This is a genomic window from Aeromonas sp. 97A (assembly GCF_051919185.1).
Lineage (GTDB): Bacteria > Pseudomonadota > Gammaproteobacteria > Enterobacterales > Aeromonadaceae > Aeromonas > Aeromonas veronii.
On sequence record NZ_JBQBFF010000001.1, the window covers coordinates 3956073 to 3982006 of the forward strand.

Consider the following 25934-nt stretch of genomic DNA (forward strand, 5'->3'; position numbering starts at 1 on the left):
TTTGCCCGCCTGCTGGCCACAAGTGCCTTTTGCATCTTATCCCCCGATCCCTGACAATTCCCTCTCTTGTGAAGTGACGGAAATGGCTCGCCTTTTCCCTCGCCCCCTCTCATCCACAGGCGGGAATTGCTCATGTTTACCCTCTACCACTCCAATCAGCTGGATCTGCTCAAAGAGCTGCTGGTGAGCCGCATCCGGCAGGCCCCTCTCTCTCACCCCTTCGATCGGGAGCAGATCCTGGTGCAGAGTCCGGGCATGGCCCAGTGGCTCAAGCTGGAGCTGGCCAAAGCCTTCGGCATCGCCGCCAATATCGATTTCCCGCTGCCCGCCAGCTTTATCTGGGAGATGTTCACCCGGGTGCTGGCAGATGTGCCGCGTCAGAGCCCCTACAACAAGGGATCCATGAGCTGGCAGCTGATGACCATTTTGCCCGCCTTGCTGGAGCGCCCCGCCTTTGCCTCGCTTGCCGCCTATCTGGGCGGAGGAGATGAGACGGATCCTGCCAAGGAGCCCGAGCAGGTGCGGTTGTGGCAGCTCTGCCAGAAGGTGGCGGATCTCTTTGACCAGTATCTGGTCTACCGGCCGGACTGGATCGCTCGTTGGGAAGAGGGGGAAGGATTGAGTCAGGAGCTGGCCGGGGTGAGCGGTCAGGATTGGCAGCCGGAGCTGTGGCGTGAGCTGGTGGCCCGCACTCTGGCACTCTCTCCGAGCGGCTACCACCGTGCCAACCTCTACGAGGAGTTTATCCACGAGCTGGCGCGTACCGCCGATCTGCCGGGCAAGCTGCCGCAGCGGGTCTTTGTGTTCGGCATCTCGGCGCTGCCGCCGCGCTATGTGGAGGCGCTGCTGGCCCTCGGCAGTCGGCCGGAGGTGGAGGTGCACCTGTTCGTCACCAACCCCTGCCGCTACTACTGGGGGGATCTGCTGGATCGCAAGACCCTGGCTCGGTTGGAGAACAAGCTTAAACCCGGCACCGATATCGAGACATTGCAAGGCCCCGCCAACCCGCTGCTCGCCTCCATGGGCAAGCTGGGACGCGACTACCTGCATCAGCTGATGGAGCTGGAGGTGCCGCAAATCGAGGCCTTCGTCGATATCGACGAGGTGGATGCCAAGGGCAATGTCAGCCTGCTGCGCGCCATCCAGAAGGATGTGCTGGAGCTGGCCGAACGGGGCGCCGGTCAGTTCGATCTCGACAGCAGCCACCACAAGAGCCCCATCAGCCCGGCGGATGGATCCTTGCAGATCCACGCCTGCCACGGCCCGATGCGTGAACTCGAGGTGCTGCACGACCGGCTGCTGGCGCTGTTCGAGCAGGACCCGTCCCTCACCCCGAAAGATGTGGTGGTAATGATGCCGGATGTGAACAGCTACGGCCCTTATATTCAGGCGGTGTTTGGCGCGCGCGGCCAGATCCCGTTTGCGGTCTCGGATCGTGCGGCGAGTCAGGAGAGCCCGCTGCTGCAAAGCTTCCTCGCCCTGCTCAGGCTGCCCAACGCCCGCTTCGGGGCAGGGGAGCTGCTCGCCATTCTCGAGGTGCCCGCCGTGCTACGCCGCTTCGAGCTGGATGACGACGAGTTCAACCAACTGCGGGTCTGGGTGCAGGAGACCGGCATCCGCTGGGGGCTGGACGACGGCTACCCCGTCCGGTTCGATCTGCCGCCCATGTCCGGCAACAGCTGGCTGTTCGGCCTGCGCCGCATGCTGCTCGGCTTTGCCATGGGGGATGGCGAGCCGGTGGCGGGCATCCTGCCCTACGCCGATATCGAGGGTCAGCAGGGGCTGGCACTCGGCAAGCTCGCCTGGTTTGTCGATTCGCTGGCCGAATTCCTGCCCCGCCTGCAACAGGCGCAGCCGCTGGCCGAGTGGAACGCCTGCCTGCTGGCGCTGCTGGAGCGTTTCTATCTGGCCGACGAGGATGAAGAGCGTCAGCTCCAGCTTATTCGCAGCCAGCTGGCCGAGTGGCAGACCCGACTTGGCGAGGCCCGTTTCGAGCAGCCCATTACCGCCGACCTGCTGCAGGACTACCTCGGTAGCGTGCTGGGGGAGTCCCGCTCCAGCCAGCGCTTCCTCGCCGGTCAGGTCAACTTCTGCACCCTGATGCCGATGCGCTCCATCCCCTTCAAGCAGGTCTGCCTGCTCGGCATGAACGACGGCGTCTACCCGCGCACTCTGGCCCCCATGGGGTTCGACTTGATGGCGGTGGCGTCGCGGCGCGGGGATCGCTCCCGTCGTGATGATGACCGCTACCTTTTCCTCGAGGCACTGCTCAGCGCCCAGCAGGGGCTCTATATCAGCTATCAGGGCTTCAGTGCGCAGGACAACAGCGACAAGGTACCCTCAGTGCTGCTGGCGGAGCTGATCGACTATGTGCGACAGGGCTTCATGCTGGCGGGGGATGAGGATCTCGACGACGAAACCTCCGGCAAGCGGCTGCTCAAGCACCTGATGGTGGCGCATCCGCTCACCCCCTACAGCCGCAACTACTTCTATCCGGAGCCGGGTTCGCGCCTCTTTACCTATGCCGCCGACTGGTTGCCCGCCCTCAATCCGGTGCGTGGCGCGGCCAACTTCCAGAGTGGCGAGCTGCCTTTGCCCCCCGAATGGGGCAAGGAGCAGGGGCTGGAGCTGGCCGAGCTGCTGCGCTTCTATCGCCAGCCCACCAAATATTTCCTCAACCGCCGCCTCAAGGTGTGGTTTGAGCTGAACGAAGCCAACATCGAGGACAGCGAGCCATTCGAGCTGGATGGCCTGCAACATTATCAGCTGAAAGATCTGCTGCTCGATGCCCATCTGGCGGAAGGAGATAGTACCGAGCGGCGCGAGCGGTTGCAGCTTACCGGCCTGCTGCCGCAAGGGTGGTTCGGCAGCCTGCTGCTGGACGATCTGGATGCCGAAATGGGCACGCTGGCGGATCGGCTGCGCCCTTGGGTTGCGGCCAATGAGTCAGAAAAACAGGCGGTGGAGATCGATATCTCGCTGACTCAGGGCCAGCTGCAAGGGTGGATCGACACCCAGAAGGGGCGCTTGCTGGTGGTCAAACCCGGCAGCTTCAACGGCAAGGATCTGCTGCTGGGCTGGATCCAGCACCTCTGCCTCTCATTGAGCAGCGCCCCCGGCGACACCCTGCTGTTCGATGCCAAACAGAGCCTGCGGTTAGCCAAGCTCGCAGCCGACGAGGCGCGGCCCAAGCTGGCGGCGCTGGTGGCGTGCTGGGCACAGGGGATGAAACGGCCGCTGCCGTTTTTCCCCAACACCGCCTGGGATTGGCTCAAGGCGATCGAGAAGGATCCCGACAAGCCGGAGGCGGCCGACAAGGCGGCTCTCACCCGTTTCAACGGCGGCTGGATGATCAATGGGGAGGGGCAAGACGTTTACGTCGCCCGCTGCTTCCCCGAACTCGATGACGAGGTGCTGGGTCAGTTGCAGGCGCTGGCCCGCGAACACCTGACCCCGCTGCTCAAGACCCTGGAGGAGCTGAAATAATGGCTAACCCGCTCAATACCCTGCGTTTTCCCCTCCATGGTGAACGACTGATCGAAGCCTCTGCCGGTACCGGCAAGACCTACACCATCGCCGGTCTCTACCTGCGCCTGCTGCTGGGTCACGGCCCGCTCATTGAGGAGGGGGCCGATGCCGGTCAGCCGAGCGCCCACGAGCGGCCGCTCTCGGTGACCGAGATCCTGGTGGTGACCTTTACCGAAGCGGCCACCGCCGAGCTGCGCGGGCGGATCCGCGGTCGCATTCACGAGGCGCGGCTCGCCTTTATGCGCGGTCATAGCAGTGACACCCTGCTGGCCCAACTGCTGGCCGAGGTGGAGGATCACGAGCTGGCGGCCCGCCGCCTGCTGGCCGCCGAGCGGCAGATGGACGAGGCGGCGGTCTTTACCATCCACGGCTTCTGCCAGCGGATGCTCAAGCAGAACGCTTTCGAATCGGGTGCCCTCTTTGAAACCGAATTTCTTACCGACGACAGCCAGCTCAGGCTGCAGGCGGTGAGCGACTACTGGCGATCCGAGTTCTATCCGGTGGATAAAGCCCTCGCCAGCGCCGTGCGCGCGCTCTGGCCGAGCCCCGCCGCCCTGCTGCGGGAGATGGGCAGCTGGCTCGACAACAGCGAGCTGGAGATCCACCCCGCGCTGGGGGACGAGACCCTCGCCGCCCGCCATCAGGCGGCCATGGCCTGCATCGCGGCGGTGAAGAGTGAATGGCTGGCGCAGATGGACGAGATCCGCCGCCAGACCGACGGCCAAATCAGCCGCTACACCGGCAAGAACTACGAAGGGTGGCTTGCCAAGATAGCCGACTGGGCACAGGACGAGAGCAGTGGCTACGCCATTCCCAAGGAGCTGGAGCGCTTTGGCCAGATGGTGCTGGAGGAGAACCTCAAGAAGGGGGGCGCTGTGCCGACCCTGCCGCTGTTCAGCCAAATCGATGAGCTGCTGGCGAGCCGCCCCGGTATTCGGGATCTGATCCTGCAACGGGCGGCCAAAGTGGTGCGCAGCCGGATGCAGGCGAGCAAGCGGCAGGCTCATCAGCTCTCGTTCGATGACTTGCTCAAAGACCTCGACGGGGCGCTTGGCTCAAGCCTTGGCGAGCGGCTCTGCGAGCGCATTCGCGCCACCTACCGGGTGGCGATGATCGATGAATTTCAGGATACCGACCCCCAGCAGTACCGCATCTTCCATCGTCTCTACGGCGGCCACACCGACACGGCGCTGTTGATGATCGGTGACCCCAAGCAGGCCATCTACGGCTTTCGTGGCGCCGACATCTTTACCTACATTCAGGCGCGGCGAAATGTGAGCGCCCACTACACCCTCGGGCGCAACTGGCGCTCCAGCAGTGCGCTGGTGGGGGCGGTCAACGGCCTGTTCGAGCGGGCAAAAGATCCCTTTATCTACGAGGCTGATATCCCCTTCCTGCCGGTGGAGGCGCAGGGCAAGAGCAAGGCGCTGCTGCTCGATGGCGTCACCGCCCCTGTGCTCCACTGCTGGCAGCTGACCGGCCAGCCGACCTTCAATCGGGGGGATTACCAGAGCAAGATGGCCCGCGCCACCGCCGCCGAGATCCACCGCCTGCTCACGCTGGCCCGCGAGGGCAAGGCGCTGATCGGCGACAAGGCGGTGAAGGCCGGGGATATCGCCGTGCTGGTGCGCACCGGCTCCGAGGGCAAGCTGGTGCAGCAGGAGCTGGCACGGCTTGCCATCGCCTCCGTCTATCTGTCGAACCGTGAGAGCGTGCTGGAACAGGTGGAGGCGCGGGAGATCCTGCTGATTTTGCACGCCTGCCAGAACCCGAGCGAAGAGCGCAGCCTGCGGGCGGCGCTGGCGACCGGCCTGTTTGACCTCGACGCCAAGGCGCTCGATGGGCTGGCCAGCGACGAGCGAGCGTGGGAGAGCGCGGTGCAGGAGTTTATGGAGTACCGCAAGATCTGGCACCGCCGCGGCGTGCTGGCGATGCTGCGGGCCCTGCTGCACCGGCGCAATCTCGCCTCTTCGCTGTTGGCGAGCCCCTACGGCGAGCGGCGGTTGACCAACTTCCTCCATCTCGGCGAGCTGCTGCAACAGGTGAGCAGCGAGCTGGACGGGGAATATGCCCTGCTGCGCTGGCTGGGGGAGGCGGTGAGTCGCCCCAACGGGCAGGATGCGGAGCAGGTACTGCGCCTCGAATCCGAGCGCAAGCTGGTGCAGATCGTCACCATCCACAAATCCAAGGGGCTGGAGTATCCGCTGGTGTTCCTGCCCTTTATCTGCAGCCACAGAACCGCCGAGACCCCGCTCTATCACGAGGCGGATGAGGCGGGCAATCGCACCATTCTCGATCTGACCGGCGCCGACTCGTCGCTCGCCGAAGCGGACAGGGAGCGCCTTGCTGAAGATCTGCGGCTGCTCTATGTGGCGCTGACCCGGGGCGTCTACGCCACCTGGCTGGGGCTGGCACCGGTGCGGGCGGGGGCGGGCAAGTCGGAGAAGACAGACCTGCACCATACCGCCATCGGTTACCTGCTGCAAAAGGGCGAGGAGGGGGATGCGCAGACGCTGGCCACCGCCCTGACCGAGCTGGCACAGGTGCTGCCCGGGGTAGCCGTCGGTGAGCCCTCGCTCACCCGTCCGGCCCCGCTGCCGCCAGAGGAGGAGCAGCTGGGCGAGCCGCAGGTGCGCCACTTTACCGGCTCCCTTGAGCGGGACTGGTGGATCAGCTCCTACTCCGGGCTGGCGGCGCAGGGTCACGGTCACAGCAAGGGCGTGCTTGCCAACCCCGGCTTCGATGACGAGGTAGTGACCGAGGCGGCTGCATTGCTTTCCGAGCAGCCGGAGGAGGCGCCCCAGCCCTCCATCTTTACCTTCCCGAAAGGGGCGCGCCCCGGCACATTGCTGCACAGCCTGTTCGAGACCATCGATTTTCAGAGCGCCGCGGGCGAGCCGTTGGCAGAGCATATCGCCAGTCTGTTGCTGCAAGACGGCTTCGACGAAAACTGGGCCCCTGTGTTGCAACAGCAGGTGGAGGCGGTGCTCGATACTCCGCTCGATACCGGCTTTGGCGAGCCGGTGCGGCTGCGGGATCTGGCCCCCGAGCGCAAACAGGTGGAGCTGGAGTTCTTCCTGCCCATGGGACGGGTGACGGCACCGGCGCTGACTGCGCTCTGCCAGCAGCACGACCCGCTGTCGCGGGGCAACAAGCCGCTGAGCTTTGCCACCGTGCAGGGGATGCTCAAGGGCTTTATCGATCTGGTGTTCGAGTGGCAGGGGCGCTGGTATCTGCTCGACTACAAATCGAACCACCTCGGCATGAGCCCCGCCGATTACAGCCGTCCGGCGCTGGAGCGGGCGATGGCGGAGCATCGCTACGACCTGCAATACCAGCTCTACTCGCTGGCATTGCACCGGCTGCTCACCCTGCGCCTGCCGGGCTACGACTTCGAGCAGCACTTTGGCGGCGTTTTCTATCTGTTCCTGCGCGGCATGCCGCAGAGGGGCATTTTCCATACCCGCCCGAGCCGTGAACTGGTGCTGGGGCTGGATGAGTTGTTTAGAAACGGTGATCGCTCTGGCGGTGTTTCATCAAGAGAATTAAACGAGGTAGAGGCATGAGCGGCACCATGATCAGCACCGCAGCCAGCGCAATGATGGTTGAACGGTTGAAAACACTGGCGCTGGCTGGCCGCATCCGCCAGCTGGATCTGCAATTTGCCCGGCTGGTGGCCGACCTTGGCGGCAGCCCCGAGCTGGTGCTGGGGGCGGCGCTCACCTGCTTCGAACTGGGGCGTGGCCATGTCTGTTTGCCGCTTGAAATGTTGACTGCCGGATCCCTGCGCCCGTTCGGGCTGGATCCCCAGCAGAGCCTGGATCTGCTGGGAGATCTGGCGGATCCTGCCCGCTGGCCCGCGCTGTTTGCAGAGAGTCCCCTGGTTGGTACGGAACATGATGAGGGGCTCGTCCCGCGCTGGCCGCTGCGGCTGTGGCACGGGCGGCTCTATCTCACCCGCTACCACGATTTTGAACTGGGGGTGGCCCGCCATCTGCGCGCTTTGAGCGAACGTGCCGAATGGCCGGAGATTGCACCGGCTCTGTCGCGGCTGTTTGCCCGCGACTACGGGTTGGTGTTCGCGGCGCTGCTCAAGGCCCGCCTCGCCCCCGACTTCTCGGCCCGCCACTTTATCGAGAAGTATCTGGATCTGGTGTTCCCCAATGAAGTGGATTGGCCCGCCATCGAGGGGCTGCTGGCCAGCGCCCAGGCGGCGAGCGACTTGAGCAAGCTGGATGCGCTGGTGCCCGAGGCGCTCTGCTGCAACGGCCAGAAGCTGGCGGCGGCCACTGCGGCGGCGCGCCCCTTTGCGGTGATTTCGGGTGGCCCCGGCACCGGCAAGACCACGACTGTGGCCAAACTGCTCGCCATTCTGGTGGAGACCGGGCTGCAAGCAGGCAAGGCACCGGCGATCCGGCTGGTGGCCCCCACCGGCAAGGCGGCGGCGCGCCTCACCGAGAGTATCGGCTCTGCCCTGCAGGCCCTCGATCTGCCCCCCGAGTGGGTGGAGGCGATCCCCACCGAGGCGGGCACTCTGCATCGGCTGCTCGGGGTCATTCCGGGGCGCAGCCAGTTCCGCCACCACGCGGGCAACCCGCTGCACCTCGACCTGCTGGTGGTGGATGAGGCCTCCATGGTCGACTTGCCGATGATGGCGCGCCTGCTCGATGCGTTGCCCAGCCACGCTCGCCTGATCCTGCTCGGCGACAAGGATCAGCTCGCCTCGGTGGAGGCGGGGGCCGTGCTCGGCGATATCTGCAGCTTTATCGAACAGGGCATCAGCCCCGCGCAGGCGGAGTGGCTCTCCCGCCAGACCGGCTACCGCTTGCAGGGTACGCCCGCGGGTGCTCCGGTACGCGACAGCCTCTGCTTGCTGGCCAAGAGCTGGCGCTTTGATCAGCATTCGGGCATCGGCCAGCTGGCGCGCGCCTGCAACAGCGGCGATGCCGCGGCGGTGGAATCAGTCTGGGGCGCAGGATTCGCCGATATCAGCCTGCACCCCTGGGCGGGGGAGGCCTACGATGCCCTGATTGCTCAGGGGGTAGCCGGTTACGGCAGCTATCTGAAGGCGGCCCGCGCGGGGGAAGCGCCCGCCGCCGTATTCAAGGCATTCAACAGCTTCCAGATCCTCTGCGCCCTGCGCGATGGCCCGTTCGGGGTACTGGGACTTAACGAGCGGCTGGAACTGGCCCTGTCACGGGCTGGCCTGATTGCCCGCGATGGCGACTGGTATGCCGGCCGCCCGGTGATGGTGGTGCGCAACGACCACGGGGTCGGCCTCTACAACGGTGATATGGGGCTCTGCCTGCCCGACGAAACTGGCCGGTTAAAGGTATGGTTTGAGCAGCCGGACGGTACCCTGCGTGCCCTGTTGCCCAGCCGCTTGCCGCCCCACGAGACAGTCTACGCCATGACCATCCACAAATCCCAGGGTTCGGAGTTTGCCCATACCGTGCTGGTGTTGCCCGACAGCCCCAGCCCGCTGCTGACCCGCGAGCTGGTCTATACCGGCATCACCCGCGCCAAGTCCCGCCTCGATCTCTACGGCGATCGTGCCCTGCTGGCACAAGCGGTTCGGAAAAAGACCGAGCGTTATTCCGGATTGGCGGAGAGGTTGGGGGTGAATAATTGATTTCAGTTTATAGTTAGGAATTTTAGATTTTACCGTGTGTTTTTTATGGAGAAGGGAAAAATGGATTTTTTTCAAGATAATTGTTCCTGATGAAAAACAGCATGTTAATTTTAAGTCAGTTTTACATGATGCTTATCATTTAGAGAGACAAATATTCTCTCAATGGGCTGATGGATTTATAGACCGAGATGGAAAAATAGTTAAAGAGTTCCAGACAACATTTAACTCAACATTTTGGGAAGTATATTTATATAGAGTTTTTAAGGAGTTAGGGTTCTCTATCAAGTGGCAGAATCCATCTCCTGATTTTCACTTAGCTAAAGGATATTGTGAATTTATAGTAGAAGCTGTTGTTTCTAACTCTGCAGATGGCAAGGCAAAAGAGTGGGAAAAAACTTTTACAAAAGAATCTATGGAGTCCATCAAGAGGTTCAAGAAAATAAATCACGAAGCAATGGTTAGACTGTCTAACTCAATATTATCTAAATATCGACTGTATGTTAATAAATATAAATATCTCGAACATGTAAAAGGGAAGCCATTTGTAATAGCTGCTGCTCCATTTGAGCAGCCTTGGTTTAACTTGCAATATACGAGACCAATATGCTCTGTTCTGTATGATCATTATGTTGATGAGGATGAATATTTAGATAATCCAGGTAACTACCCAAAAGGACCTCCTGTTAAAAAACTTGGTTTTATAGAGAAGGAGAATGGTGCTGAGATTCAGCTGGGATTATTCACTAATGATCGGATGAAAGATGTTAGTGCTGTAATTTTCTCCTGTACTGCAACATGGGGAAAGTTAAGCGCTATGAAGCATAATTTTTTTAGTGGCTGTAAGGTCGACACCGTTTGGTCTATAGATCAATATGGTACTCCGGAGAAGAGGTCACAAGACCTGAGGGAGTATCATGAAAAAGTTGTTGATGGGCTATATGTATTTCACAATCCATATGCGACATATCCTTTGTCTCCTGAAGTATTCAGTAATCAGGGGATAGCCCAGTATAATTATTTTGTTGATGATGAAAGCGTACATGCTATTGGGGTTGAGAATAGTCTTTTATATAGAAGTGTTGTTGATTTGAGACCAGTCAAAGGAAAGTCTAGGTTTAACTTTATGAGGATGTTCGAGTCTTAAATATATTGTGGTGATTTGTTATTATGAGATGCTATGGCTGCTACTTACATTCAATAATTTATGAATGCCATTTCTCATCAATCTTATATGTTGGGCTTCGCAGGCACAGCACCAACCGACCGATTGTGTAGGTTGTGGTTGAGCGTAGCGAAGCCCAACGTTTACTGCATCATCTCTTTTTTCCTTCCCCTCATCCCCGGCCCTTCTCCCGCAAGGGGAGAAGGGAGGTTTGGCCCCGTGGCTATATCTCGAATTTACACGCGATTGCGAATACCATATCCCCGATGCTGCTTTATCCCCTCTCCCTCTGGGAGAGGGCTAGGGTGAGGGGAGCAGGTTTACACAATGCCCATTTCGTAAAATCGGGTAGGGTGCAATGAACGAAGTGAATTGCACCGCCCATATTTATCTTGCAAAATGGTGGGATACTTTTCGTTTTTAATAATGAATCAGGCAGTAAAATGACAATTCATAGTTTTAAAAGTGAACGGCAAAAAAACATGCTGCTTGGGGTTGGCTTTATATTTCTGGTTGTTCTATGGTTGGCAAGTATCTTATTCAAGACAAAATTATCAGATAAAACACTTATTGCTGACTTGGTTCCTGAGTCGCTCACCTACATTACTATCAGTACGTTATTTGGATTAGTTGGTGCGATAGTAACTGCTTTTCGATGTCCCAGACGTCATGCCTTAAAATATATTGCAAAAGCGTTTGGTAATTGCTTCTTTATGATGCTTATAACGTCATGGTATGGCTATGATATGTACGTCTATTATTATCCAGATAAAGTGATCAGTTATGATACGGAATATAAAGTGGTTCATCCCGGACCATCCAAAGGCAAATACGGCCGTTGTGAGGCAGGCTTAAAAATAAAAGATAAGCATACAGGGCATTGGTTTGATCTTTGTTACAGTGATAGTGAGCTTGGTAAGGCACAGATTCGGAATTATGGTGAGGTATGGGTGAAAACTAGGGTTAACGAGGCGGGTTCATACCTGGAGAGCTACAAGGTATATCCAGACAAATCTTATTTTTCTATCCCCTCACCGCCAACCGCTCTCCAGCAAGTAAATAAGGGATAATCTCGTTCCCGCGCCCAGATTAAGTTTCTCCAATCGAACCGGTGTTGTTGGCGATCATATTTCCGGTGCTGCTTTATCCCCTCTCCCTATGGGTGAGGGGAGCGGGTTGGCACAATATGCTGCACTTGGTCACCCCTCTTGCGCCGCCCGATTATTCCATCCCCCAAATGACTGAATCGTGAGTTAAATCCGGTAAATGGGGCGCGCTTGAGCCACACTTATGGCCACCCTGATTCAGCCTGCGCCGTGAGTGGCCGATAACCGTGGAAACGTTGGTGCGGTGGGGTTCTGGCTGACAGATCTGTTGCAATATGCCAAGGTAGCGCCTCACGACAACAGCGCGATTTCCCGTGGTGGCGCGGGGCGGAAGAACAAGGATAACTGCTATGGTGCAGGACAGTGACACGATCAGGATCTCGGATGTCAGCGAGGCCGTGGTGCATGGCATTCTGGAGGTGACCAGCGATGGCATCTGGGATTGGCATGCCAATACCGGTTTTGTCTATCGCAACCCGGGCTGGTACCGGATGCTGGGGTACGAGCCTCACTCCCTCGGCAATACCGTCTTCACCTGGGAGAACGTGATCCACCCCGACGATCTGGCGGCAGTGATGGCGAAGTTCGATCTCTGCCTGAGCGGCAGCGCCCATGAGTATCGCGCCGAGTACCGTTGCCGCTGCCGGGATGGCAGTTACCTCTGGATTGAGGATTACGGCCGCATCATTGAGCGCAATCCCGACGGGTCTGTGGCGCGGATGATCGGCGCCCATCGCGATATCCACGCCAGCAAGTTGTTGCTGGAACAGCTGGAGCGGCGCAATCAGTCGCTGGAGCAGCAGGTAGCCGAGCGCACCGCCGAGCTGGTGCGACTCAACGAGGCGCTGCAACAGAAAGCCGAGGAGAACCGTCTGCTGGCAGAGACCGATGCCCTGACTGGCGCCGCCAGTCGCTATCGGCTGGAGCGGGCGTTGCAGCTGGAGTGCGAGCGGGCGCGCCGCTTCCATCAGCCGTTTACGGTGATCGCCATGGATGTGGACAACTTCAAGCAGATCAACGACAGCTATGGCCACAACGCCGGGGATCAGACCCTGATCAACATAGTGGCGCTGGTGCGCCGCCATATCCGCGAGATCGATCTGCTGGCCCGCTGGGGCGGTGACGAGTTTATGGTGTTGTTGCCCAACACCGGCCGCGAGGATGCGTTGGTGGTGGCGAGCAAGTTTCAGGCATTGATGGCGAGCGAGCCCATCTGCCCCCATGCGCCCGCTACCATGAGCTTCGGGTTGGCGGAGTATCAGCAGGATGAGCAGAAGGAGAGCCTGATGGTGCGTGCCGATCGGGCGCTCTATCAGGCCAAGCAGCTGGGTAAAGACCAGATCTGCTAACGCGCAGGGTACGGAAAGAAGAGCAGTAAAAAGGGCCGCAGGTTTGAAACCTGCGGCCCTTTTGTATTGTTACTGACGCGGCGCGACTTAGAAGTGGTAGCGCAGACCCAGCTTGAAGGTATCCAGAGAGTAGTGCTCGTCACCCAGGCTCAGGGCGTTGAACTGGCGCTCGTAACCGATACCTGCAGAGAAGTGGTCGTTGAAAGCGTAGTCCAGACCTACTTCCAGATTGGGGTGTACCTTGCTCTTGGTTGCGCTCTCGTTTACCTGACCGCTGAAGCCGAGGAGGGTGGCGTTGCCGACAACTTCCACTTCGGTGCGGGTGTAGGCGATGCCCGGTTTGGCATAGGCGCTGAAGCCCCAGGCCAGCGGCTGACTCAGCTTGGCGGCCAGGCTGATGCTGCGGGTTTCGATGGTGGTGTCGGCAAAGCCGGTTGCAATCGGGGAGGTCACCCAGGTCAGCTGATCCATCTGTTGGGCGTGCAGGCCACCTTCAACGGCCAACCAGGGTTTGAAGCTGTAACCTACGATCAGGCTGCCGCCGTCGAGTTGGTCATCGATGAGCTTGGCGTCATAAACGCGCTGGAGGTCACCGTCGAGATCCATCTTGGAGGTGGTCAGATCCAGACCTGCATACCAGCCTTCGGCATGGGCGCCGCCATTCATGGCCAGAGCAAGCATGGAGAAAGCGGCAATTTTATTAAACTTGTTCATGGATAAATAACCTTGTGTTGCGTGAACTGCGTGTGATTTATATTGCTCAATCCATGAAGCTTTTTATATTTCCGTCATTGCTCTGCTTTCACAGAGGGGCCGCAGTATAGTCAGCACATTTCTGAATAACAAGAGAGTGATTTCCCCATCCTTCTAAATATGACTGGCTGCAAGCAGGGTCATTTTGTTTAATAAATGGTGTTATTAGAGTTTTAGCTTTATTGAGGTTTAAATAATTAACTGGTGAGGCAAATGACAGGCTGAGAGTTAGGCTTTGATTCTATGTTATTGATTTGTATTGGTATTAAATTTTCATTCGAGCGTAGCCGTGATGAGTTGTCTAAAAATTGGCATCTCAGATGTCACTCACAGGCGTCAGGCTCTTTTCGATGATTTTTTGAACGCCTCACAAGGTGAAACCATGAGAAAAAAATCTATCTTTTTGCCTGTTTTTTGCTCTTTTTGAGGTTTGGGATTGTTCCCATCGTGGCTTTTGGTGGTCTTTTGAGGCTGTTTATGCGTGGGCCATGCTACCCATCAGATACGCGAATGGGTGCTTGTGGGTGGCTTTTCTCTTCACCCGGCCGCAGTTGTTGGGGTGGGCATGAGGTGTGATAAGCAGATATGGGACGTGTGGTCTGATTAATTTTGTTTGCTTATATATACAAGCTATTTAAAAGATAGATTTTTGGAGTTTTAAATAACTTTATTATATTCGCTTTTATATTTAATGAAGCTTTCCAAGCAAGCCATTTAAATATATTGCATGGCAATAACACGGTATTGATGATCGTTTAGGATACCTTGCCAGAACGATCGTGATGGTTGGCGCATCGGTTGGCGGCGGGTGGCCGGTGACACTTCCCCTTGCCGGGGCCCTTGACCTGACCTGCGAATTCAGGGAAAAGAAAAGGGCGGTGCTATCAGCGCCGCCCAATGCCAGGAAAGAGAAAAAACCTTACGGTTTAAAAGATAAAAATTTGGAAGCAAACAATCGATTTCTCAACCAGGAAGGGTCTTGAATTCGATACGTTTCGATTATGCGCGATGTTCTATGCAGCACTAGCAAAATGTTTGCGGGTTGAAAGATATGCACTGTCTGGTGTCAGATTTTGCGACCTCATCGTTCAACTGGTCTGTCCTGATGGGCGTTGTAGGCGATTTTTTCTCTAGGCTGTTTTTTCGGTGTCAATATCTGAGCCTTGAAGGTAAAAACAGGTCAGAAGCTGACTCGGCATAACCATGCAATGAAAGTGCGATAACAAGGAAGAGTGGCATGACCTACAGCCAGACCCTGGCCAACAATATTCTCGACACCCTGAAGAAGACCCTGACCGACAAGGGGATCCGCTATCAGACCCTGGCAGAAGCCATGGGTGTCTCCATCGCGACCGTGAAGAGGATGATGAACAAGCCCTCCCTGCCGTTCGATACCCTGCTGGAGATCTGCCATCTGGTGGGGCTCTCGTTCGAAGAGTTGCTGGATCGCACTCAGGACGCCCAGAGCCGCCGCGCCGTCTTCACTCAGGAGCAGGACGAGGCGTTTCACAACGAGCCGGGGCTCTACGCCTTTCTCGCCAATATCTTCTGGCGCGACAAGACGCTGATCGATCTCAAGCGGGAATACGGCCTGACCGATGCTTCCTGCTACCTCTATCTGCGCAAGCTGGAGAAGCTCGGCATTTTGCAGCTCGGTATCGACAACAGTTACCACTTCTTGATCAGCGAGCGGATCAGCTTCGAGCAGCACAGCCGTTTCGCCCGCCAGCAGGCGCGGCAGGCGATGTCAGTGCTGGGGGAGTATCTGGTGGAGAACATGCACAAGTCGAACAACTATATGGCGCTCTGTCAGCTGCACCTCAACGAGGGGGAGGCGATGGCGCTGATCGACCGGATGAAGGAGTACTGGCATCAGGAGATCAAGCTCAACCGCCCCGCCATCGGTCAGCAGGAGCACGCCAAGACCTACACCATGTCGCTGCAACTGGCTGACTGCGGCTACCAGAGCTTCGACGACATGATCCCCAATATCGACAACTGATCCCGGCGGATCCTGCGGGATCCGCTCTGTTGGCTGGAGTCTAATCGGCGACCCGGGTTTGTTGCAGCTTGCCTGCGATCGGTTGCAACGCCCGGGTATCGAGACAGATACGGATCGCATCCGGTCGCCAGTGCTCGATATCGCAATCCACCAGAGCACCACGCTCGTCATAGTTGACCCGCACCAGCCGCAGCACGGCGCTCCCCTCCGCCAGATTGAGGGCGCGGGCGATGGCGCCGCGCGCTGCCGAGGGGGTGATCTCGAGACTCGCCCCGCCTTGGCCTATGCCATAGCGCTGCTGATAGAGCTCGGTGAGGGAGCTGGCCAGCGGCGCGCTGGCGATATCGGGAAAGCGGCTCGCCAGCAGGTGGTGGCTGACATGAAGCACCGGGCGGCCGTCGATCAGCCGCTGGCGGCGGATCTCGTAGAGCGGCGTGAAGGGTTCCAGCCCCATCCAGCGGCACAGTTCGCTGCTGGCAAGTTCGCTGCCGTGGGCCAGCACCCGGGTTTCGGCGGTGCGCTGCTGCTCGCCGATCCACTGGTGAAAGTGGGTGTGGATGGCGGGATCGTAGGTGAGGCGGGGTGGTGCCACAAACCAGCCGCGCCGCTCGGCACGGTAGATAAGGCCGTCCGCTTCGAGGCTGGAGAGCGCCTCCTTGATGGTGATGCGGGTGGTGGCGAAGCGCTCGCTCAGGGCCCGTTCGGCGGGCAGCTGCTGTCCGGCCCCCAATTGGCCGCTGCCGATATAGCGGCGCAGGGTCTGGCAAATCTGTTCGCACTTGGAGGAGGAGCGGCCATCGGCCATGCTCTGTTCGTTCACTCTCTGCTCGCTCAATCTCGGCTCGGTCACACTCTTGTCCCTGTTGCTTATTCAGAAGGCGGGTGGCTGGCCAATCCCTTACTGGAATAGTCCAGCCTAACTCGGGTTCAGAGTTGTAACCGCTGTGGATGACAGCGCCATGACAGGGTGATTGTCACGAAACTGCCATCAAAGCGCCCCGCCACCGTCATATTTCCCCTCTAGCATCCCTCTCGAACCTTAACTGACCTAGTCCAGAGGGATGGGATGATGAAAAGCGTGATCGCAAGTGCACTGGCCATGGTGGCCATCAGCCAACCGTTGTTTGCTACAAATAGCTATGCAGCCGAAAATATCGCGGATCTCGAAAAGGCCGCCCGCGGTGAAGGCCAGCTCCACAGCATCGGCATGCCCGACAGCTGGGCCAACTGGAAGGATACCTGGCAGCAGCTGGGCAGCATCTACGGCATCAAGCATCAGGATACCGACATGAGCTCGGCGCAGGAGATCGCCAAGTTCGCCGCCGAGAAGGCCAATGCCACCGCCGATATCGGCGATGTGGGCGGCGCCTTCGGTCCGGTTGCGGTCAAGCAGGGGGTCACCCAGCCCTACAAACCCTCCACCTGGGCTGATATTCCCAACTGGGCCAAGGACGCCGACGGTCACTGGATGCTGGCCTATACCGGCACCATCGCCTTCCTGATCAACAAGGATCTGGTCAAGGCCGCCCCCACCAGCTGGCAATCCCTACTGGGTGGCGACTACAAGGTGACCCTGGGTGATGTGGGCGTTGCCTCGCAGGCCAACAACGGCGTGCTGGCGGCGGCCTATGCTACTGGCGGCAGCGAGAAGAATCTCAAGCCCGCCCTGGAGTTGTTCGGCAAGCTGGCCCAGCAGGGGCGCCTGTCGCTGAACGACCCGACCATCGCCAACATCGAGAAGGGCGAGGTGGAAGTGGGTGTGCTGTGGGACTTCAACGCCCTCAACTACCGCGACCAGATCGACCCCAAGAAGTTTGAGGTGGTGATCCCGAGCGACGGCTCCGTCATCGCCGGTTACACCACCATCATCAACAAATGGGCCAAGAACCCCAACGCCGCCAAGCTGGCGCGGGAATATATCCTCTCCGATGCCGGTCAGATCAACCTGGCCCGTGGCTATGCCCGCCCGATCCGCAGCAATGTGACCCTGCCGGATGACGTGAAGGCCAAGCTGCTGCCAGCCGAGCAGTACGCCAATGCCAAGCCGGTGCAGGATCACGCCGTTTGGGAGCAGAGCTCCAAAGCCCTGCCGCGCCAGTGGCAAGAAACCGTCATGATCAACATGCAGTAAGGGAATCCAGTGCAACACAAGGTGATAGTGGTACTTGTGGATGGTCTGGCAGCCGAGGTAGCCCACACCATGGGTTACCTCGGTGGCATGGTGGAGGCGGGGCGGGGCCTGCATACGACCCTGAATGCAGCCCTGCCGTCTCTCTCCCGGCCTCTCTACGAGTGCATCCTGACCGGCGTGCCGCCGGTGGTGAGCGGCATCACCCACAACGGGGTGAGTCGCCTCAGTCTGCATGACTCCATCTTCCATCTGGCCCGCGCCGCGGGCAAACGCACCGCAGCGGCGGCCTACCATTGGGTGAGCGAACTCTACAACCGCAGCCCCTGGCTGGCGGCCCGCGATCGCTTTACTCACGATGAGCAGTTGCCCATCCAGCACGGCTGCTTCTACTGGGATGACTACTATCCCGACAGCCATCTGCTGATGGATGGGGAATGGCTCAGAACCCAATATGACCCCGATTTTCTGCTGATCCACCCGATGGGGGTGGACGATGCGGGCCACAAGTTTGGCCTCGATTCCCGCCAGTACCGCAATCAGGCACGCCGCATGGACAGCCTGCTGGCCGATCTGCTGCCCCAGTGGCTGGCGGAGGGGTATCAGGTGGTAGTCACCTCGGATCACGGCATGAACAACGACCTGAGCCACGGCGGCACCCTGCCCGAAGAGCGCACCGTGCCGCTCTGGCTGTTTGGCGATGCCTTTATCGAACGCTGGCCGGATGGAGTGGTGATCGCCCAGACCCAGCTCTGCGCCCTGATGGCGGATCTGCTGGGCATCCCCCACGACAAGCCGGCAGCGCCACCGCTGCTCAAGGCGGCCTTTATGCGCGAGGTGCACTGATGATGCCTGCCACCACCGAGATTCTCGTGGATCAACCCGTGGCAACCAAGCGCAAGGTGCGCCGCCACTGGCTGCCCGCGCTGGTATTGCTGCCCTTTATCCTGTTGATGATCCTGTTCCAGCTCGCCCCCATGGTGTGGGTGCTGGTGGGCAGCTTTCAGACCCCGGATGGCTGGGGCATCGACTACTACCGGGAGATTTTGAGCTCCCCCTTCTACCTGCAATCGTTCGGCAACTCGTTGCGTATCGCCGGTATCGCCAGTCTGGCGGGGCTGGCTATCGGTACCCTCGGGGCAGCCGCGCTGCGCCACAGCGGCGAGCGGGTCAAACGGCTGCTGCTGGCCTTTGTCACCATGACTGGCAACTTCAGCGGTGTGCCGCTGGCATTCGCCTTTATCATCATTCTCGGCATTAACGGTGCGGTGACCCTGCTGCTGAAATCCTGGGGATTGATCGACGGCTTCAACCTCTACTCGGGGTCGGGCCTTATCCTCATCTACACCTACTTCCAGATCCCGCTCGCCCTGCTGCTGCTCTATCCGGCCTTCGATGCGCTGCAGGATGAGTGGCCGCAAGCGGCCGCGCTGCTCGGCGCGAGCAAGCGCCAATATGTGTGGCACGTGGCACTGCCGGTGCTGACGCCTGCGCTGCTCGGCACCCTGATCATCCTGTTTGCCAACGCGGTGGGGGCCTATGCCTCCGCCTACGCACTCACCACCGGCAACTTCAATCTGGTGACCATCCGGGTGGCCAGTCTGGTCTCCGGCGACATCTTCCTCGAGCCCAATATGGCGGCGGCGCTGGCGGTGATCCTGATGGTGCTGCTGGGAGTGGTGACGGCCGCCAACCAGTGGCTGCTGAAAAAGAGCTATGTGAACAAGGGGCAATCCCATGCATGATTTGACGCCGCGCTGGCCAAAGTGGGTGCTGGGTGGACTGGTCGCCACCCTGCTGCTGCCGCTGTTGGCCACGTTTCTCTACTCCATCTCCACCCGCTGGGGGGCGACCCTGCTGCCGGATGGCTTCACCCTCGACTGGTATCTCAAGCTGTGGGGCGATCCGCGCTTTCTGGCGGCGTTTGGACGCAGCCTCCTGGTCTGCTTCGCCACCCTGCTGCTGGGGACGCTGGTGCTGGTGCCGACCGTGCTGGTGGTGGCCTACTACTTCCCCAAGCTGGATCCCTGGATGAACCTGTTGATCCTGCTCCCCTTCGCGGTGCCGCCAGTGGTTTCCTCAGTCGGGCTGTTGCAGATCTACGCTGACGGCGTGCTGCCGATTATCGGCACGCCGTGGATCCTGATCGGCACCTGGTTCACCGTGGTGCTCCCCTTTATGTACCGGGCGCTGGCCAACAGCCTGCAAGGGGTGCCGCTGAAAGATCTGATGGATGCCGCCCACCTGCTGGGGGCGAGCAGCGGGCGCGCCTTTTTGCTGGTGGTGATCCCCTGCCTGCGCAAGGGGCTGCTGGCGGCGCTGTTTCTCTCCCTCTCCTTCCTGCTCGGCGAGTTCGTGTTTGCCAACATGCTGGTGGGCACCCGCTACGAGACTCTGCAGGTCTACCTCTACAACATGCGTTCAACCTCGGGCCACTTCACCAGTGCGTTGGTGATGAGCTACTTCCTGCTGACCCTGCTGCTCACCTGGGCGGCCAACAGATTTCATCGGTGAATCAACATGTTCCATCTAGAAGTGAATCAACTGCACAAATCCTACGGCGACACCAAGGTGTTCGAGGGGATTGAATTCGGTATCCGCAAGGGGGAGCTGGTGACCCTGCTCGGCCCCTCCGGCTGCGGCAAATCGACCCTGCTGCGGGCGCTGGCCGGGCTCACTCCGGTGGATGGCGGTCAGGTGCGGGTGGCCGGTGAAGATATCACCTGGCAGGAGCCCCAGAAGCGCGGCATCGGCATGGTGTTCCAGAGCTATGCGCTCTTCCCCAACATGACGGTGTGGGACAACGTTGCCTTCGGCCTCAAGATGAAACCCCAGCCGGGACGGGATCTCGCCGCCAGCGTGCAGGAGGCGCTTGAGCTGGTGGAGCTGACCGGTTTCGAGCGCCGCTATCCGGCCGAGCTCTCCGGCGGTCAGCGCCAGCGGGTGGCGCTGGCCCGGGCTCTGGTGGTGCAGCCGCGGATCCTGCTGCTGGACGAGCCGCTCTCGGCGCTGGATGCCCGTATCCGTCGCAGCCTGCGCCAGCAGATCCGTGAGATCCAGCAGCGCCTTGAGCTCACTACCATCTTCGTGACCCACGATCAGGAGGAGGCGCTGACCATGTCGGACAGGATCTTCCTGATGAACAAGGGATCCATCGTCCAGAGTGGTACGCCGGAGGAGATCTACACCCGTCCCGCCAGCGAGTTTGTAGCGAGCTTTATCGGCAACTACAACCTGCTTGGCGCAGAGCAAGGCAAGTCGCTGTTTGGCCCCCGTTTTCAGGGCAAGCTGGCGCTGCGACCCGAGTCCCTCTCCCTGCTGCCGGCCGGCGCTCACAGCGATGAACCTCACCTGCCGGGGGTGATCAGCGGGCAACAGCTGCTCGGCAACGTGATCCGCTATCAGGTAACCTGTGAGGCAGGCGTGCTGATGGTGGATTGCCTCAACCGCTCGGCCCGCGAGCTGCTGCCGGTGGGGCGCGCCGTGACCCTGGTGGTGGCCCGGGATCAGCTCTGTGAGGTAGCATGAGGCGGCATTTCATTTCCATTTTTACTGCGAGGAGCGCCCATGGCACTGGCACTGTTTGATCTGGACGAGACCCTGATTGCCGGGGATTCCGCCAGCCTCTGGCTGGAGTACATGGTGGCCGAGGAGCTGGCCCCCGCCAGTATGATCGCCGAGGAGCAGGGGATGATGTCCCTCTACCATCAAGGCAAGATGGATATGCACCAGTACATGGCCTTCACCCTGCAACCGCTGGCGGGCAAGACGCGCCAGTGGCTCGACTCGCTCTCTACCCGCTTTGCCGAGCAGGTGCTGCGCGAGCGCCTCTACCCCGAGGGGTTGGCACGTATCGAATGGCATCGGGAGCGGGGCGACGATCTGGTGCTCATCTCCGCCTCCGGCGAGCATCTGGTCGCCCCCATGGCGAAGATGCTGGGGATGGATCACTGCGTCGCCATCCTGCTCGATGAGGAGGAGGGGATGCTGACCGGCCAGACCCGCGGCACTCTCAGTTTTCGCGAAGGCAAGGTGGCCCGCATCAACCAGCTGTTTGCCGGCAGGGACCACCTCTGGCAGGGTAGCTTTGGCTACAGCGACTCCCACAACGATCTGCCCATGCTGCGGGCGGTGAGCCATCCCCATGCGGTCAATCCTGCCCCCGCGCTGCGCCAGCAAGCCGAGGAGCTGGGCTGGCCGGTGTGGGAGTGGCAGCGCTGAGTCGCGCGCCACACAGGCTTAACGTGTGACAGAAGCATGAAAAACAAAGAGAGAGGCTGGTGCCTCTCTCTTTGTTTTTGCGGACAGCGTTGTGGTTGAGGCTGGCCGCTGTGGCTACTCCTCGTTGGTTTGTTGTCGGGGCTCGCCAAAGGCGGGAACGCCCTCCTCGGCACTCTGGTGAGGGGCGTGGCGCAGCGGGAAGCAGATACGGTTTTTCCCCTCCCGCTTGGCCTGATAGACCCCCTTGTCGGCCAGCTCCACCAGCTCTTTGGCCGAGAGCCCGGAGCGGCTGAAAGCCACCCCGCCGCTGATGGTGATGGTGAGATCGGGTTCGCGCCACTCCAGCTGTTCCACCCCGAGCCGGAAAGCTTCCAGCAGGGAGGGGAGCATCGGCTGCTCTTCGCCGTAACGGAAGATCAGCACCAGCTCCTCGCCGCCATAGCGGCAGAACCAGCCCCACTCGTGGAACAGATTCATGCCCAGCTTGCTCACCCGCTTGAGCACCACATCCCCCGCCTGATGGCCGTGGGTATCGTTGACCCGTTTGAAATCATCCAGATCGAACATCACCACCCCGAAGGGGGCGCCACTGTTGAGCTGCTTTTGCAGGCACTCGTCGAAGAAGCGACGGTTGTAGAGCCCGGTGAGCTTGTCCTGATGGGCTTGCAGGCGGATCTGGGCAAAGTCCTGGCTGGCGGCATCCATCTCTTCATAGACCTTGGCCAGCTCCAGCATGCGGCGGCCGTTGTAGGCGATACCGCCGGAGCGGCTGGCGCGGATCAGCAGGGTGATCTCCCCCAGCATCCGGCGGAAGTAGCGGGACCAGAGCAGGGCCAGCAGCAGATAGAGGATGCAGGCGACGGCAATCATCAGCTGCACGTTGATGGAGACGCTGTCGATCACCTGCTGCATGCTGGCAGTCGGCTCGACGCTGAGCAGGATCCAGCGCTGCTCGGGGATACGGTAGTAGGAGACCATCAGGCCGCTGGCATCATCGAGGAAAAAGCCCTGCGGCAGTTGCATCCGGGCCAGCCAGTCGGGGTGGGCGAGGGGTTTGAATACCCGTTCGCGATCCGGATGGGCCAGCACCAGCCCGTCATGGTTGAGCAGGATCTGATAGCCATTGCCCAAATGGTGACTCTGATCATGCCGACTGTTGAGCCAGCTGGCGAGGGGGGTGAGCTGGGTATCCAGCGAGAGTACGCCAACCCGCTTGCCGTCAGGATCTTCAATCACCCGGGCCAGCGCCATGGTGAGGGTGCCCAAGGTGTAGTCGTAATAAGGATCAGTCCAGACAATCTGTCCGGGATGGCTGGATGCCAGCAGATACCAGGGGCGGGTTCTGGGATCGAACTTCTCGTCGGCCTGCCAGGAGGGGTGGATCAGCATCTTGCGATGCTCGGTGCCCACGTAGACGTAATCGAGCTCCATCACCTTGTGATAGGCCTGCCACTGTTGCAGGTAGCGCTCGCCGTTAAGGATCTCCGGGCCGCTGAAATCCTGATAATTTACCTGCTGATAAATGAGCGTAAACTGGCGTTTGAGGGTCGCCAGATAGGGTTCGATCAGGGTATGGAAATACTGGGTGTTGCGAGCAATCAGGTTCTGTTGCTGCTCGTGGCGCAGGGTGCGCTCCATATGCAGGTAGTAGATGCTGCCGAGCAGCAACACAGGGATAAAGAGCAAGAGGAGGCCCAGCCGCATGCGGGTGATCAAAGACCAAGTGTTCTTGGGCTTGGCGGGGGACATGAACAGATCCTTTTCGTCTCGGGTGGCACCAGCATATATGATGCTGTGCGGCTCGTCTAAAGGCAGAAAATGAGATGTTTCCGATGTTGAACCACACTCTGCTCTCAATGATTCATTATGGCAGCATAGCGGTACTGATCCTTGCCCTCTGTGTCGAGTATCTGATATTTAGGCGCGGCCTGAACATGCTGCGAGTGCGCCGCCTGCTGCTGGCAGATGGGGTGGCGGCGCTGGCGCTCTTCTCCATCTTTGCCACCGGGTGTCTGCTGGCCCTCGAGCATGCCAGCTCGGTGGCAGAGATCTTTGCCCATCCTGCCCACGGCCTCAAGATGGGGCTGTTTCTGCTGATTGTCGGCTCCCTCGTTTATCCCAGCCGCCTCTTCTATCGCTGGCGTCGCGCCCTGCGTCTGGGCAAGGCGCCGATGATCTCCATCCAGCAGCACTTCCGGGTGGTGTGGATCCTGCGTGGCAATCTGCTACTGATTGCCCTGTTGGCCGTGTTCACCAAGCCTTCGCTGCTGTAACACTCGCTGTGCTCAAAAGCAGTGCGATGCAGAGCGTGGAGAGCGAGAACGAAGACAAAGAGTGGAGACAAGAGGATAGGGAGGCGGGTATCTTGGATCGGATAACCCGTCACGCGCCGATTTAAGGAAATCGCCATGCGCTCCAATCTGATGTTGCTGATGGCTGCCACCATCTGGGGTATGGGCTTTGTCGCCCAGCGCCTCGGGATGGATCACATGGGGCCCTATACCTTCAATGGCCTGCGCTTTCTGCTCGGCGCCCTCTCCCTGCTGCCGCTGCTCTGGTGGCTCAAATCCCGACAACCTGTTGCCGTCGCGGGCGACCATCGCCAGCTGCTGATCGGTGGTGTGCTGGCCGGGTTGGTGCTGTTCTGTGCCGCCTCCCTGCAGCAGGTGGGGCTGCTTTATACCACTGCCGCCAAGGCCGGTTTCATCACCGGGCTCTACATCATTCTGGTGCCGGTACTGGGGCTGCTGCTGCGCCACAAGAGTGGTATCAATACCTGGATCGGCGCCATCATCGCACTGGCCGGTCTCTATGTGTTGAGCGTCACCGACGAGTTCACCATCGGCTTTGGCGATCTGTTGCAGGTAGTTGGTGCCCTGTTCTGGGCTGTGCATCTGCTGCTGGTGGATCACTACTCCAACCGGGTTGCTCCCATCAAGCTCGCCGGGGTGCAGTTCATAGTCTGCGGCCTGCTCAGCCTTGCCACTGCTTTTGTTATCGAAACCCCGACTGTTAGCGGTGCCGTGGCCGGTTGGCAGGCGCTGCTCTATGCCGGGCTGGTGTCGGTCGGGGTCGGTTATACCCTGCAGGTGGTGGGGCAGCGGGGCGCTCATCCGGCCCACGCCGCCATCATCCTCAGTCTGGAGACCGTCTTTGCCGCCGTGGGTGGCGTGTTGCTGTTGGGTGAGACGCTGGACGAGCGCGCTATCGCCGGTTGTGCCCTGATGCTGGCGGGGATGCTGATCTCCCAGATCCGCTTGAGGTGGTGGTGGAAGTCGCGCCGGGACAAGGTGCCTGCGACCAAGTAAACCGCAGCCCGCTGCATAACAAAAACGCCCCGACAGTCGGGGCGTTTTGCATGATGGCGATTCGGATCAGGGGCGCTGATCCAGCTCGCGCTCCAGCTCCATGGCCTTCTGACGGGCCGGATGGGTATTGAGGCGCTGCCAGTAGGCTTGCAGGTGCGGGAAGTGGGCCAGCTGACCACTTTGCGCCAGCAGATCCACCAGGAAGGAGTTCATGATGTCGGCGCCGGAGAGGCGATCCCCCACCAGATAGTGGCGATTCGCCAGTACCTCATTGAGGTAGCCCAGCACCTTGGCACACTCCGCCTTGGCGTAGTCCGGCAGGAAGCGCATCGGGCTGCCATCCTTGCGCACGAACATGTCGAGCAGCAGCGGCAGGATGCCGGAGCTCTCGGCAAAGTGGAGCCACTGCAGGTATTCGGGATAGTCGGGGCTATCTGGTGCCGGTGCCAGCCGATCGGCAGCATAGCGGGCGATCAGGTACTCGGTGATGGCCCCCGATTCCGCCAGCACCCGGCCGTCGAACTCGATGACCGGCGACTTGCCGAGAGGGTGAATGGCTTTCAGCTCGGGCGGTGCCAGAAAGGTGGTGGCATCGCGCTGATACGCCTTGATCTCATAGGGCATGCCCAGCTCTTCGAGCAGCCAGATGATGCGTTGGGAGCGGGATTTGTTCAGGTGGTGCAGGACTATCATAACGACCTCGATTCGGTGGCAGGGTGGGGTATACGAACGGACGAGGGGGCGG

At 59.9% G+C, this 25934-nt stretch carries 20 protein-coding genes; 16 read left to right on the forward strand and 4 right to left on the reverse strand.

The genetic code is table 11. The features are described from left to right. The first annotated feature begins 132 nt into the window (after positions 1–132). The 6 genes from recC to ACTG27_RS18085 all read left to right on the forward strand — a co-directional run bounded on the left by recC (position 133) and on the right by ACTG27_RS18085 (position 12777). On the forward strand, positions 133–3486 hold the full coding sequence (gene recC / locus ACTG27_RS18060) for an exodeoxyribonuclease V subunit gamma (protein WP_439980104.1): 3354 nt from the start codon (positions 133–135) through the stop codon (positions 3484–3486). Further along, on the forward strand, positions 3486–7094 hold the full coding sequence (gene recB, locus ACTG27_RS18065; protein WP_439980106.1) for an exodeoxyribonuclease V subunit beta: 3609 nt from the start codon (positions 3486–3488) through the stop codon (positions 7092–7094). Before recC ends, recB begins: the two co-directional genes overlap by 1 nt. Next, positions 7091–9160 carry an exodeoxyribonuclease V subunit alpha gene (gene recD / locus ACTG27_RS18070; protein WP_439980107.1) on the forward strand — a complete coding sequence of 690 codons (2070 nt, stop codon included), beginning with the start codon at positions 7091–7093 and terminating at the stop codon, positions 9158–9160. Before recB ends, recD begins: the two co-directional genes overlap by 4 nt. A 34-nt stretch (positions 9161–9194) precedes the next feature. Beyond that, complete coding sequence (locus ACTG27_RS18075; RefSeq protein WP_439980108.1) at positions 9195–10304, forward strand: hypothetical protein; 1110 nt, start codon at positions 9195–9197, stop codon at positions 10302–10304. Between the two features lie 461 nt (positions 10305–10765). Beyond that, on the forward strand, positions 10766–11392 hold the full coding sequence (locus tag ACTG27_RS18080) for a hypothetical protein (protein ID WP_245147990.1): 627 nt from the start codon (positions 10766–10768) through the stop codon (positions 11390–11392). Between the two features lie 386 nt (positions 11393–11778). Beyond that, entirely contained in the window at positions 11779–12777 is a 999-nt protein-coding gene (locus ACTG27_RS18085) for a sensor domain-containing diguanylate cyclase (RefSeq protein WP_236768710.1), read from the forward strand. A gap of 87 nt (positions 12778–12864) precedes the next feature. Here the strand turns inward: ACTG27_RS18085 and ACTG27_RS18090 are convergent, their stop codons facing one another. Continuing rightward, entirely contained in the window at positions 12865–13491 is a 627-nt protein-coding gene (locus ACTG27_RS18090; RefSeq protein ID WP_439980110.1) for a porin family protein, read from the reverse strand. 818 nt (positions 13492–14309) lie between these two features. Between ACTG27_RS18090 and ACTG27_RS18095 the strand changes: the two genes are divergently transcribed. Together ACTG27_RS18095 and ACTG27_RS18100 are read left to right on the forward strand one after the other, a co-directional pair. Further along, on the forward strand, positions 14310–14513 hold the full coding sequence (locus ACTG27_RS18095) for a hypothetical protein (protein WP_149151939.1): 204 nt from the start codon (positions 14310–14312) through the stop codon (positions 14511–14513). A gap of 254 nt (positions 14514–14767) precedes the next feature. Then, complete coding sequence (locus ACTG27_RS18100) at positions 14768–15532, forward strand: helix-turn-helix domain-containing protein (protein WP_005336490.1); 765 nt, start codon at positions 14768–14770, stop codon at positions 15530–15532. Positions 15533–15572: 40 nt separating this feature from the next. On the opposite strand, the gene ACTG27_RS18105 is transcribed toward ACTG27_RS18100, so the two are convergent. Beyond that, the gene (locus tag ACTG27_RS18105) at positions 15573–16337 is read right to left on the reverse strand and encodes a UTRA domain-containing protein (RefSeq protein ID WP_106843552.1); all 765 of its coding nucleotides are present in this window, start codon (positions 16335–16337) and stop codon (positions 15573–15575) included. Positions 16338–16601: 264 nt separating this feature from the next. Between ACTG27_RS18105 and ACTG27_RS18110 the strand changes: the two genes are divergently transcribed. From ACTG27_RS18110 to ACTG27_RS18135, 6 genes are read left to right on the forward strand one after another with little or no spacing between them, the layout of a single operon-like run. Beyond that, the gene (locus tag ACTG27_RS18110; RefSeq protein ID WP_439980538.1) at positions 16602–17663 is read left to right on the forward strand and encodes an ABC transporter substrate-binding protein; all 1062 of its coding nucleotides are present in this window, start codon (positions 16602–16604) and stop codon (positions 17661–17663) included. Between the two features lie 9 nt (positions 17664–17672). Further along, positions 17673–18506, forward strand: coding sequence for an alkaline phosphatase family protein (locus ACTG27_RS18115; protein WP_439980112.1), 834 nt, complete (start codon positions 17673–17675; stop codon positions 18504–18506). Beyond that, positions 18506–19405 (forward strand): ABC transporter permease, encoded by a 900-nt coding sequence (locus ACTG27_RS18120; protein WP_159162729.1) that lies wholly within the window; start codon positions 18506–18508, stop codon positions 19403–19405. Before ACTG27_RS18115 ends, ACTG27_RS18120 begins: the two co-directional genes overlap by 1 nt. Further along, complete coding sequence (locus ACTG27_RS18125) at positions 19398–20174, forward strand: ABC transporter permease (RefSeq protein ID WP_257696199.1); 777 nt, start codon at positions 19398–19400, stop codon at positions 20172–20174. The genes ACTG27_RS18120 and ACTG27_RS18125 overlap by 8 nt, the downstream gene beginning before the upstream one ends. 6 nt (positions 20175–20180) lie before the next feature. Then, on the forward strand, positions 20181–21188 hold the full coding sequence (locus ACTG27_RS18130) for an ABC transporter ATP-binding protein (RefSeq protein WP_421319611.1): 1008 nt from the start codon (positions 20181–20183) through the stop codon (positions 21186–21188). 39 nt (positions 21189–21227) lie between these two features. Continuing rightward, positions 21228–21881, forward strand: coding sequence for an HAD family hydrolase (locus ACTG27_RS18135; protein WP_439980114.1), 654 nt, complete (start codon positions 21228–21230; stop codon positions 21879–21881). A gap of 114 nt (positions 21882–21995) precedes the next feature. Here the strand turns inward: ACTG27_RS18135 and ACTG27_RS18140 are convergent, their stop codons facing one another. Beyond that, on the reverse strand, positions 21996–23630 hold the full coding sequence (locus ACTG27_RS18140) for a sensor domain-containing diguanylate cyclase (RefSeq protein WP_439980116.1): 1635 nt from the start codon (positions 23628–23630) through the stop codon (positions 21996–21998). Positions 23631–23713: 83 nt separating this feature from the next. Here ACTG27_RS18140 and ACTG27_RS18145 point away from each other — a divergent pair, with 83 nt between their 5' ends. Both ACTG27_RS18145 and ACTG27_RS18150 read left to right on the forward strand, forming a co-directional pair. After that, the gene (locus ACTG27_RS18145) at positions 23714–24154 is read left to right on the forward strand and encodes a DUF2214 family protein (protein ID WP_005355246.1); all 441 of its coding nucleotides are present in this window, start codon (positions 23714–23716) and stop codon (positions 24152–24154) included. Positions 24155–24289: 135 nt separating this feature from the next. Next, the gene (locus ACTG27_RS18150; protein ID WP_439980118.1) at positions 24290–25189 is read left to right on the forward strand and encodes a DMT family transporter; all 900 of its coding nucleotides are present in this window, start codon (positions 24290–24292) and stop codon (positions 25187–25189) included. Between the two features lie 66 nt (positions 25190–25255). Here the strand turns inward: ACTG27_RS18150 and ACTG27_RS18155 are convergent, their stop codons facing one another. Further along, positions 25256–25882 carry a glutathione S-transferase family protein gene (locus tag ACTG27_RS18155; RefSeq protein WP_139477795.1) on the reverse strand — a complete coding sequence of 209 codons (627 nt, stop codon included), beginning with the start codon at positions 25880–25882 and terminating at the stop codon, positions 25256–25258. Positions 25883–25934: the final 52 nt, after the last annotated feature.

What these genes read in the sequence shown, in the direction of transcription:
- ACTG27_RS18090 (WP_439980110.1), bottom strand. Translation starts at nt 13,491, where the DNA reads ATGAACAAGTTTAATAAAATTGCCGCTTTCTCCATGCTTGCTCTGGCC.
- ACTG27_RS18125 (WP_257696199.1), top strand. Translation starts at nt 19,398, where the DNA reads ATGCATGATTTGACGCCGCGCTGGCCAAAGTGGGTGCTGGGTGGACTG.
- ACTG27_RS18150 (WP_439980118.1), top strand. Translation starts at nt 24,290, where the DNA reads ATGCGCTCCAATCTGATGTTGCTGATGGCTGCCACCATCTGGGGTATG.
- ACTG27_RS18155 (WP_139477795.1), bottom strand. Translation starts at nt 25,882, where the DNA reads ATGATAGTCCTGCACCACCTGAACAAATCCCGCTCCCAACGCATCATC.
- ACTG27_RS18100 (WP_005336490.1), top strand. Translation starts at nt 14,768, where the DNA reads ATGACCTACAGCCAGACCCTGGCCAACAATATTCTCGACACCCTGAAG.
- ACTG27_RS18140 (WP_439980116.1), bottom strand. Translation starts at nt 23,630, where the DNA reads ATGTCCCCCGCCAAGCCCAAGAACACTTGGTCTTTGATCACCCGCATG.
- ACTG27_RS18080 (WP_245147990.1), top strand. Translation starts at nt 10,766, where the DNA reads ATGACAATTCATAGTTTTAAAAGTGAACGGCAAAAAAACATGCTGCTT.
- ACTG27_RS18110 (WP_439980538.1), top strand. Translation starts at nt 16,602, where the DNA reads ATGAAAAGCGTGATCGCAAGTGCACTGGCCATGGTGGCCATCAGCCAA.
- recB (WP_439980106.1), top strand. Translation starts at nt 3,486, where the DNA reads ATGGCTAACCCGCTCAATACCCTGCGTTTTCCCCTCCATGGTGAACGA.
- recC (WP_439980104.1), top strand. Translation starts at nt 133, where the DNA reads ATGTTTACCCTCTACCACTCCAATCAGCTGGATCTGCTCAAAGAGCTG.
- ACTG27_RS18120 (WP_159162729.1), top strand. Translation starts at nt 18,506, where the DNA reads ATGATGCCTGCCACCACCGAGATTCTCGTGGATCAACCCGTGGCAACC.
- ACTG27_RS18085 (WP_236768710.1), top strand. Translation starts at nt 11,779, where the DNA reads ATGGTGCAGGACAGTGACACGATCAGGATCTCGGATGTCAGCGAGGCC.
- ACTG27_RS18130 (WP_421319611.1), top strand. Translation starts at nt 20,181, where the DNA reads ATGTTCCATCTAGAAGTGAATCAACTGCACAAATCCTACGGCGACACC.
- recD (WP_439980107.1), top strand. Translation starts at nt 7,091, where the DNA reads ATGAGCGGCACCATGATCAGCACCGCAGCCAGCGCAATGATGGTTGAA.
- ACTG27_RS18135 (WP_439980114.1), top strand. Translation starts at nt 21,228, where the DNA reads ATGGCACTGGCACTGTTTGATCTGGACGAGACCCTGATTGCCGGGGAT.
- ACTG27_RS18105 (WP_106843552.1), bottom strand. Translation starts at nt 16,337, where the DNA reads ATGGCCGATGGCCGCTCCTCCTCCAAGTGCGAACAGATTTGCCAGACC.
- ACTG27_RS18145 (WP_005355246.1), top strand. Translation starts at nt 23,714, where the DNA reads ATGTTGAACCACACTCTGCTCTCAATGATTCATTATGGCAGCATAGCG.